Source organism: Streptomyces palmae (assembly GCF_004684805.1).
Lineage (GTDB): Bacteria > Actinomycetota > Actinomycetes > Streptomycetales > Streptomycetaceae > Streptomyces > Streptomyces palmae.
The window spans coordinates 1-1,114 of sequence record NZ_SRID01000714.1 but is presented as its reverse complement, the minus strand read 5'-3'; the positions used below and the strand labels follow the sequence as shown (position 1 = coordinate 1,114).

General features: G+C 70.6%; 1 protein-coding gene. It reads right to left on the bottom strand.

Going from position 1 to position 1,114, the window contains the following annotated elements:
- Nucleotides 1-1,114: PTS fructose transporter subunit IIC (locus E4099_RS32255; RefSeq protein ID WP_167828569.1), on the bottom strand; the 1,114-nt coding region annotated here is incomplete at both ends.

Sequence of the window (1,114 nt, the reverse complement as noted above, 5' to 3'; positions counted from 1 at the left end):
CCCGCACCCCCCACCGCACCGACATCAACCCCACCGTCGCCAACGCGGTGACCCCCGTACCGACCAGCACCGCGGCGAAGAACATCGGCACCCCGTCCACCGCGCCCAGCAGCGCCACGATCGGCCCGCCGTGCGGCACCGAGTCCTCGACCGCCGCCAGCCCGGCGACCGCACCCGCCGCCGCGCCGCCGAGCATGTTGGCCGGGATCACCCGGGCCGGCCGTGCTGCGGCGAACGGGATGGCCCCCTCGGTGATCCCGAAGAACCCCATGAACAGCGCGGCCAGCCCCGTCTCCCGCTCCTGGTCGTCGAAGAGCCGGCGGCGGATCAACGTGGCCAGGCCCTGACCCAGTGGTGGCACCGGAATGGCCGCCGCGCACGCCCCCATCACCTCCGGGTTCTCGGAGACCAACCCGGCCCCGAAGAGGAACGCCGTCTTGTTGACCGGCCCACCCATGTCGAACGCGATCATGAGCCCCAGGACGATGCCCAGCAGCGCCGCACTGGTGCCGGTGAGTCCGCTCAGCCAGTCGGTGAGGTGCTCGAACAGCCAGGCGATCGGTCGGCCGAGCACATGGATGAAGAAGAGTCCGAGCGCCGAGGTCGCCACGATCGGGATCACGATGATCGGCATGACCGCCCGGGCGAACTTCGGGACCCTGACCTTCTTGATCCCCAGCACCAGGTAGCCGGCCAGGAAGCCGGTGGCGATCGCCCCGATGAAGCCGGCGCCAGCCTCGCTGTCGTACAGCTCGCCATGGGCCGCTATCCAGCCCCCCACCATGCCGGGCACCAGAGCGGGCCGGTCGGCGATGGCGTACGCGATGTATCCGGACAGGATCGGAACCATCAGGGCGAAGCCGATCACGCCGATGTCATTGACCGACTTCCAGACCGAATCCTCGGGGATGACGATGCCTTCGGACGTGGTGTGCCCGCCGAGCGCCAGCGACACCGCGATCAGCAAGCCGCCGACCACCACGAACGGGATCATGAAGGAGACACCGTTCATCAGCGCCTTGTAGGTGGCCCCGCGCGCCTTGCCCGGCCCGCCGCCCCGGCCGGCGCCACCGGACCCCGGATCCCGAAGCCCCGCACCCTCACGCCCCACCAC